This is a genomic window from Streptomyces sp., assembly GCF_031178505.1.
Lineage (GTDB): Bacteria > Actinomycetota > Actinomycetes > Streptomycetales > Streptomycetaceae > Streptomyces > Streptomyces gulbargensis.
In genome coordinates, this window is the sequence record NZ_JAPSIW010000302.1 from 1 (window position 1) to 7660 (window position 7660).

Genomic DNA, 7660 nt, shown 5'->3' on the forward strand with positions numbered 1-7660 from the left:
CCTCGCCGGTCCGTTCGGCAGTGCACGCGGGGAAGACGCCCACGCCCTTCCAGCCGCGGTACTGGTTGTGAGAGGTGGCTTCCGAGACGTTCGTCCTCGGTCTGTTCGCAGAGGCTCTGCCAGCCGGGCACCTGGGCGGGGGCCGACTTCCGTCCAGCTCGTCGTCGGCCACGGTGGTGGGCTCGCCCCGGACCGTGGCCAGCCCGTCCCGCTGCGCACCGCCGGCGTCGGCGCCCCCGACCGGATGCTCGGCCCGCTGCTCGGCGCGGCTCCGGACAACGCGTCGGCGCCCTTCGGGCCATGGCGATCTCCTGTACTCCGAGGGACGCTGACGGGCCGCGGAGGCGGACGGAACCGGCGGACCGTGCGTATGCGCACCGTGAAGGGCGCTGCGGCAAGCGTCGCGTCGGCTGAAGCCCGGTGATCGGCATGCCGTGGGGGCGCGCGTGGAAGGCGCGTCAGGCCGCGGGCGTACGTGCGGGGCGGCCCCCGAAGGTCCGTGCCGACGCTAGGCCTCATGGCCCCGCGCCGCGCGCTGGTGCGCGGGCCGGTCCACCACGGTCCGTGGAAGGCCGCGGAGACGTCCCACGGGCGAGCCGACCGGTGTCCTGGGCCGGTCCGCCGGCGCCCCACGGCCGGCCCGGCACGGACCGCGGCTCAGGCGGAGTCCCGTACCACCAGCTCCGTCGGCAGGATCACCGCCGCCGGGTCCTCGCCGCCGACCTGGGCGAGCAGCACCCGTACCATCTCCGAGCTGATCCGGTCCCACGGCTGCCGGATGGTCGTCAGCGCGGGGCTCGCCGACGGCGCGGCGGGGGAGTCGTCGAAGCCGCCGACGGACACGTCCTGCGGCACGCGCCGCCCGGCCCGCCGCAGCGCCGCGAGCACGCCTTGCGCCATGAGGTCCGAGGCGACGAACACGGCGTCCAGGTCGGGCGCCCGGGCGAGCAGCAGTTCGGCGCCGGCCTCGCCGCTGGCCCGGCTGTAGTCGCCGGAGGCGATGAGCCGGTCGTCGACCGGAAGACCCGCCCCGGTCAGCTCCTCCTGGTAGCCGGCGAGCCGTTCGACACCGCCGGGCGTGTCCAGCGGACCGGTGACCATGCCGATCCGGCGGCGGCCGAGCGACAGCAGATGCCGGACCATGGCCCGGGCGCCGTCCCGGTCGTCCGCGGCCACGTAACTCACCTTGGACCCGAGCCCGATCGGTTTGCCGCAGGCGACCAGCGGCACCCCCGCCTCCAGCAGTTCCTGCGCCACCGGATCGCCGGAGTGGCTGGAGACCAGGAGCACTCCGTCGACGTGCCCCGCGGTGATGTACCGGGTGAGGCGCCGTCGTTCGTCGTCCGTTCCCGCCAGCATCAGCAGCAGTGGGATGTCGTGCGCGGCCAGCGCCTGGGTGCAGCCGCGCAGCAGGACGTTGAAGTTGGGGTCCTCGAAGAAGCGTTCCTGGGGTTCCGTCAACAGGAAGCCCACCGAGTCCGACCGGCCGGTGATCAGCGAGCGCGCGTGCCGGTTCACCACGTACCCGGTCCTGCGGATCGCGGCGTTGACCGCCTCCTGGGCCGCCGGGCTCACGTAGTGCCCGCCGTTGAGGACGCGCGAGACGGTGCCGCGCGAGACACCCGCCTCGCGCGCCACGTCGTGGATGGTCGGTGGTCTGGGCCGGCCCCCTGCCTTGCTCATGGTCATGACTTTACGGCCCCGGACAGCAGGTCCAGACTCCAGAACCGCTGGACGACCAGGAACAGCGCCACCAGCGGGAACACCGCGAGGAAGGCGCCGGTGACCACCAGCGTGTACAGGGCGGGGGTGTTCGCCCCCTGCTCCAGCAGCGTGTACAGGCCGAGGGTGATCGGGAACTTCTCGTCGTCGCTGAGCATGATGTACGGCAGCAGGAAGTTGTTCCAGATCGCCACGAACTGGAACAGGAAGACCGTCACCAGACCCGGCACCATCATCGGCAGCGCGATCCGGGTGAAGATCCGCCACTCGCTCGCGCCGTCCATCCGCCCGGCCTCGACCACGTCCGCCGGGACGGCCGCGGCGGCGTAGACGCGGGCCAGGTAGACGCCGTACGGGGAGAGGATCTGTGGCAGCAGCACGGACAGGTAGGAGTCCGTCAGGCCGGCCTGAGCCAGAAGCAGATACTGCGGGACGGCGAGGATCACCGGCGGCATCAGCACCCCGGCCAGCAGGACGTTGAACATCGCCTCCCGGCCGCGGAAGCGGTAGACCGCCAGCGCGTACCCGGCGCACGCCGACACGGCCGCGGAGAGCAGGGCGCCGGCCACGGCGTACAGGGCGGAGTTGCCCATCCACTGCCAGTACACGCCGTCGCGGTAGGCGTTGAGGTCGGACAGGTTCTCGGTGAATCCGCTGCCCGGCAGGAAGGTGAAGGTGGAGAACAGTTCGCTGCCCGACTTGGTGGAGGCGATCACCACCCAGGCCACGGGCAGCAGACAGTAGACCGCGCCGAGCAGCAGCGTCACGGTCGGGACGAGGGCGGTTCGCCGGCGCCGCGGGAACCCCTGGGCGGCGCCGGGGGTGGTGTCCGCGGCGGGCGCGGACTCGCGCAGGGCGAGGGAACTCATCGGGCCGCCTCCTGCTTCTGACGACGGTTCGCGGCCCGCAGGAAGCCGAAGGACAGCAGCAGGGTGACCACGGCGATGATGGTCGCCTGGGCCGCGGCGGCGTGGATGTCGCCCTTGCCGAAGGCGTCCTGGTACACCTTCATCAGCGGACTCCAGGTGGTGGACACGGAGTTGGTGAGCGGTTTGAGGGTGGTGGGTTCGTTGAACACCTGGAGCGTGGCGATGATCGAGAAGAAGAAGGTCAGCACCAGCGAGGGCGCCACCATCGGGATCTTGATCCGCAGCGCGATCTGGAGCGGGCCGGCGCCGTCCAGCTTCGCCGCCTCGTACACCTCGGCCGGGATCGACCGCAGCGAGGTGTAGATGACGATCATGTTGAAGCCGGTGCCGCCCCACACGGCGATGTTCGACAGGGCGAGGTAGAGCGGACCGCCGTCCAGCAGGTCCGGCTGCGGCAGGCCGAGCCGGTCGAGCACGAAGTAGAACGGGCTGACGTCCGGCAGGTACAGGAAGCCCCACAGCAGCGCCGCGACCACACCGGGGACGGCGTACGGCAGGAAGATCGCGAGCCGGGTGAGCGGGGCGAGCCGCACCCTCTCGGAGTCGAGCATCAGCGCGAACAGCAGCGCCAGTCCGAGCATCACGGGGACGACGATCGCGCCGTAGCCGAGCACGCGCAGCGCGCCGCTGAGCAGTTCGCTGTCGGTGAAGGCGGTGGTGTAGTTCTCCAGGCCGGCCCAGACCTCGGTGCGGGCTCCCGAGCCCAGGCCGAGACCGGAGACCCGTACCTTGCGGAAGCTGAGCCAGAGCGCGTAGCCGATGGGCAGCGCGAAGAACAGGGCGAAGAGGAGGGCCGCGGGGAGGAGGAAGGCGTACGGGGCGGTCCTCACCCCGTACGGCCTCCGGCGTGCCGTGCTGGTCACCGGGCGACCTCGAAGCCCTGCTTCTCCAGGTCGGCGACGGTGGCGTCCTGCATCGCGGCCAGCGCGGCGGTGAAGTCCGACTTGTTCTTGGCGGCGGCGCCGAAGGCGTCCTTGAAGGCCGTGTAGGCGACGTTGACGTTGGGGCCCCAGGCGGACGGCGCGGTGGTCGCCGCGACCTCGGCGGCCTTGCTCCAGAAGTCCTTCTGGTGGGAGAAGTACTCCGGCGGCTCCGCGAAGGCGCCGCTGGTCTGGGCGGCGGTGGCGGCGGGGTAGACGCCGCTCTCCTCGGCGAGCGCGTTCAGGGCCTCGGCATCGGTGTTCAACCAGGCGGCGAACTTCGCGGCGGCCTCCTTGTCGTCGGAGTCCGTGGTGACGCCGGTGGAGGAGCCGCCCCAGCTGCCGGTGACGTTCTCGCCGCCGGACCACTGGGGAAGCGGCGCCATCGCCCACTTGCCGGCGGTGTCGGGCGCGGCGGTGGTCAGGGTGCCCGGGGCCCACACGGCGCTGACCCAGGCGATCTGCTTGCCGGTGTTGAGGGCCTTGTTCCAGGCCGGGGTGTACATCGGCTGGTTGTCGATGGCGCCCTCCTTGACGAGTCCGCCCCAGAACTCGGCGACCTTCCTGGTCGCCGCGTCGTCGATGCCGACCTTCCACTTCTCGCCCTCGGTGGTCCACCACTTGGCGCCGGCCTGCTGGGCGAGGCCGGCGAAGAGACCGGAGTCGTTGGCGGAGAAGGTGGTGAGGTCCACCTCCGGGGCCTTCTTCTTCAGGGCCCGGGCGGTCTCGGCGAACTCGTCCCAGGTGGCGGGGACGTCGAGGCCGTACTTCTCGAACAGGTCCGCGCGGTAGTAGAACATCATCGGCCCGATGTCCTGCGGCACCGCGTAGACCGCGTCGGTGCCCAGCGTGGTCTGCTGCCAGACGCCCTCGGTGAACGCGGCCTTGGCGTCACCGACCTCGCCGGATATGTCGGCCAGCGCGTCATTGCTGACCAGCGTGGGCAGCGCCTGGTACTCGGCCTGGACCAGGTCGGGGGCCTCACCGGCCTTGTGCGCGGTGAGGATCTTGGTGACCAGCGTGTCGCCGGACGCCTGCTTCTTCACCGTGACGCTGATCCGCTCCTTCTTCCCCGGTCCCTTGTTCCACAGGTCGACGACCTTGTCCATGCCGGGCGCCCAGGTCCAGTACGTGAGCGAAACGGGACCCGACCGGGCCTCGTCGTCCTCCGATCCGCAGGCGGCGAGCGCGGTGGCGCCGAGCGTGACGGCGACGGCGGTGGCCACGAGGCGACGGTGCTTCGTGTGCGGCATGGATATCTCCCCTGATACAGGGTCCTCGCACAGCACGAGGACCTGCCATGCTTCTGTGAGCGTTCACAGTAGAGAAACGTCCCGGACACTTGTCAATGGTTGTTGCTGTGCGGTTATGTTGGGCTCGTACCGCTCACCATGTGTGTGCACGTTCCCAAATGATCGATCGACCGGGAGACTTACATGCCGGAGACCACTCCCAAGGGCCTCACCAGGCTCGCCTTCGGCGGGGACTACAACCCCGAGCAGTGGCCGGAAAGCGTCTGGACCGAGGACGTCCGGCTGATGCGGGAAGCCGGCGTCACCATGGTGAGCGTGGGGATCTTCTCCTGGGCGCTGCTGGAGCCCGCGCCGGGGACGTACGACTTCGGCTGGCTCGACCGGGTACTCGACCTGCTCCACGACAACGGCATCCGCGTCGACCTCGGCACCCCCACCGTGGTTCCCCCGGTCTGGTTCTTCCGGGCCCACCCCGAGGCGCTGCCCGTCACCGCCGACGGCAGGCGCTACGAGTTCGGCTCCCGCGGCGCCATCTGCCACAGCAACGCCGACTACCGGGCCGCCGCCGCGAACATCACCACCCGGCTCGCCGAGCGCTACGGCGACCACCCCGCGCTCGCGATGTGGCACGTGCACAACGAGTACGGCGTCCCCGTCTCCGCCTGCTACTGCGACTCCTGCGCCGCGCACTTCCGCCGCTGGCTGGCGCGGCGGTACGGCACGGTCGACGCGGTCAACGAGGCGTGGGGCACGACCTTCTGGGGCCAGCGCTACGGCGGCTTCGACGACATCAACCCGCCGCGCCTGACCCCCACGGTCGGCAACCCGGCCCAGGCGCTGGACTACAAGCGGTTCGCCGACGCCACCATCCGCGAGAACTTCCGCGCGGAACGCGACATCCTGCACCGCCTGGCACCCGGCGTCCCGGTCACCACCAACTTCATGACCGCCCTCAGCCAGTGCGACTCGATCGACTACTGGGCCTGGGGCCGCGAGGTCGACCTGGTCACCAACGACCACTACCTGATCACGGACGGCCGCCGCACCCACGTCAACCTCGCCATGGCCGCCGACCTGACCCGCTCGGTGGCGGGCGGCGCCCCCTGGCTGCTGCTCGAACACTCCACCTCGGGCGTCAACTGGCAGCCGCGCAACCCGGCCAAGACCCCAGGCCAGATGGCCCGCAACTCCCTCGCCCACGTGGCCCGCGGCTCCGAGGGCGCGATGTTCTTCCAGTGGCGGCAGTCCCGGCGCGGCGCGGAGAAGTTCCACTCGGCGATGCTGCCGCACGGCGGCACCGACACCCGCGTCTGGCGCGAGGTCGTCGGGCTCGGCGCCTCACTCGACGCACTGCGCGAGATCCGCGCCACCCGCACCGTCGCCGACGTGGCCGTCCTCTGGGACTGGCACTCCTGGTGGGCGCAGAACCTGGAGTGGCGGCCCAGTGCGGACCACGACGCCCGCGAACGCGCCGACGCCTTCTACGAGGCGCTCTACGACCGTCACCTCACGGTCGACTTCGCCCACCCGGAGGCCGACCTGTCGGCCTACCCCCTGGTCGTGGTGCCCGCGCTGTACCTGATGACCGAGGCGGCCGGCCACAACCTCACCCGGTACGTCGAGGGCGGCGGCACGCTGCTGGTGTCGTACTTCTCCGGCATCGTCGACGAGCACGACGCCGTCCACGAGGGCGCCTGTCCCGGCGCGCTGCGGGACGTGCTGGGGCTGACCGTCGAGGAGTTCGCACCGCTGCTGGAGGGCGACACGGTCCGAGTCACCGGCCCCGACGGCACCGGCCTGGCCGCCGACGTCTGGACCGAGTTCGTCGTCCCGCGTGGCGCCGAGACCGTGTGGACGTACGCGGACGGCCCGGCCGCCGGTTATCCCGCCGTCACCCGGCACCGCCTCGGCGAGGGCACCGCCTGGTACGTCTCCACCCGCCTGGACACCGGCGGCCTGGACGCGGTGCTGGCCCGGGCCGCCGAGGACGCGCGCGTCCCGGCCCGTCCCGGCCTCCCCCGGGACGTCGAGGTGGTGCGGCGCACCGGGGAGTCGGGCAGCTACCTCTTCGCGATCAACCACACCGGCACCGACGCCAAGGTGCCCCTGGACACGCCCGGCACCGAACTGCTGACGGGCGAGACCGCCGCGGGCCGCATCGAGGTTCCCGCGGGGGCCGTACGGGTCGTCCGGCTCGACGGCTGAACGAACGGCCCCCGGCGCACGTTCCGCGGTCGGGGGCCGCCCGCACCACTCCCGGGCGGAGGGCCGCTCGTTCTCCGCCCGGCACCTTCCCCTACGTCGAAGGGACGACGGACGATGATGTTCCATCCCGGACGCACGCTCAGAGCCCTGCTGCTGCCGCTGGCCGCGGGGCTCGCCCTCACCCTGGCGCCCGCGCCCGCCGCCCAGGCGGCGAGCACCCTCACCAACGGCGGTTTCGAAGCCGACGGCACCGGCGCGGCCACCCCCGCCGGTTGGTCGGAGAACGGCTCGGCCGGCGCCTCCTACGCCGAGGCGGGCGGCCACGGCGGCGGCTACCGGCTGAGCCACTGGGCGTCCACCGCCTACCAGGTGGAGACCTACCAGCGTCTCTCCGGCCTCGCCAACGGCGCTTACCGGCTCACTGCCTGGGTCCGCTCCGGCGGCGGTCAGCACTCCGCGTACATAGCGCTCAAGAACTGCGGCGGCGCCGAACAGCGCACCGACCTCCCGGTCTCCGCGAGCGGCTGGATCCGTATCGTCGTGCCGGTCACCGTCACCGCCCACCAGTGCACCGTCAGCATCAACAGCGACGCCGGGGCGGGCAACTGGATCAACGTCGACGACCTGACCT

At 71.6% G+C, this 7660-nt stretch carries 5 protein-coding genes and 1 pseudogene; 2 read left to right on the forward strand and 4 right to left on the reverse strand.

The features are described 5' to 3' along the window. Window positions 1-657 precede the first annotated feature (657 nt). Genes RIF68_RS19880 through RIF68_RS19895 form a run of 4 tightly spaced genes read right to left on the reverse strand, consistent with a single transcriptional unit; the run spans window position 658 to window position 4824 of the window. Window positions 658-1689 (reverse strand): LacI family DNA-binding transcriptional regulator, encoded by a 1032-nt coding sequence (locus RIF68_RS19880; protein ID WP_309052634.1) that lies wholly within the window; start codon window positions 1687-1689, stop codon window positions 658-660. Next, complete coding sequence (locus tag RIF68_RS19885; protein WP_309052635.1) at window positions 1686-2591, reverse strand: carbohydrate ABC transporter permease; 906 nt, start codon at window positions 2589-2591, stop codon at window positions 1686-1688. The genes RIF68_RS19880 and RIF68_RS19885 overlap by 4 nt, the downstream gene beginning before the upstream one ends. Beyond that, entirely contained in the window at window positions 2588-3514 is a 927-nt protein-coding gene (locus RIF68_RS19890) for a sugar ABC transporter permease (protein WP_309052636.1), read from the reverse strand. The genes RIF68_RS19885 and RIF68_RS19890 overlap by 4 nt, the downstream gene beginning before the upstream one ends. Further along, a complete protein-coding gene (locus RIF68_RS19895; protein ID WP_309052637.1) occupies window positions 3511-4824 on the reverse strand; it encodes an extracellular solute-binding protein in 1314 nt (437 codons plus the stop codon). Before RIF68_RS19895 ends, RIF68_RS19890 begins: the two co-directional genes overlap by 4 nt. Before the next feature lie 183 nt (window positions 4825-5007). Between RIF68_RS19895 and RIF68_RS19900 the strand changes: the two genes are divergently transcribed. Both RIF68_RS19900 and RIF68_RS19905 read left to right on the forward strand, forming a co-directional pair. After that, a complete protein-coding gene (locus tag RIF68_RS19900) occupies window positions 5008-7029 on the forward strand; it encodes a beta-galactosidase (protein WP_309052638.1) in 2022 nt (673 codons plus the stop codon). 117 nt (window positions 7030-7146) lie between these two features. Next, window positions 7147-7660: pseudogene (locus tag RIF68_RS19905) on the forward strand (arabinogalactan endo-1,4-beta-galactosidase); the annotation flags it as partial.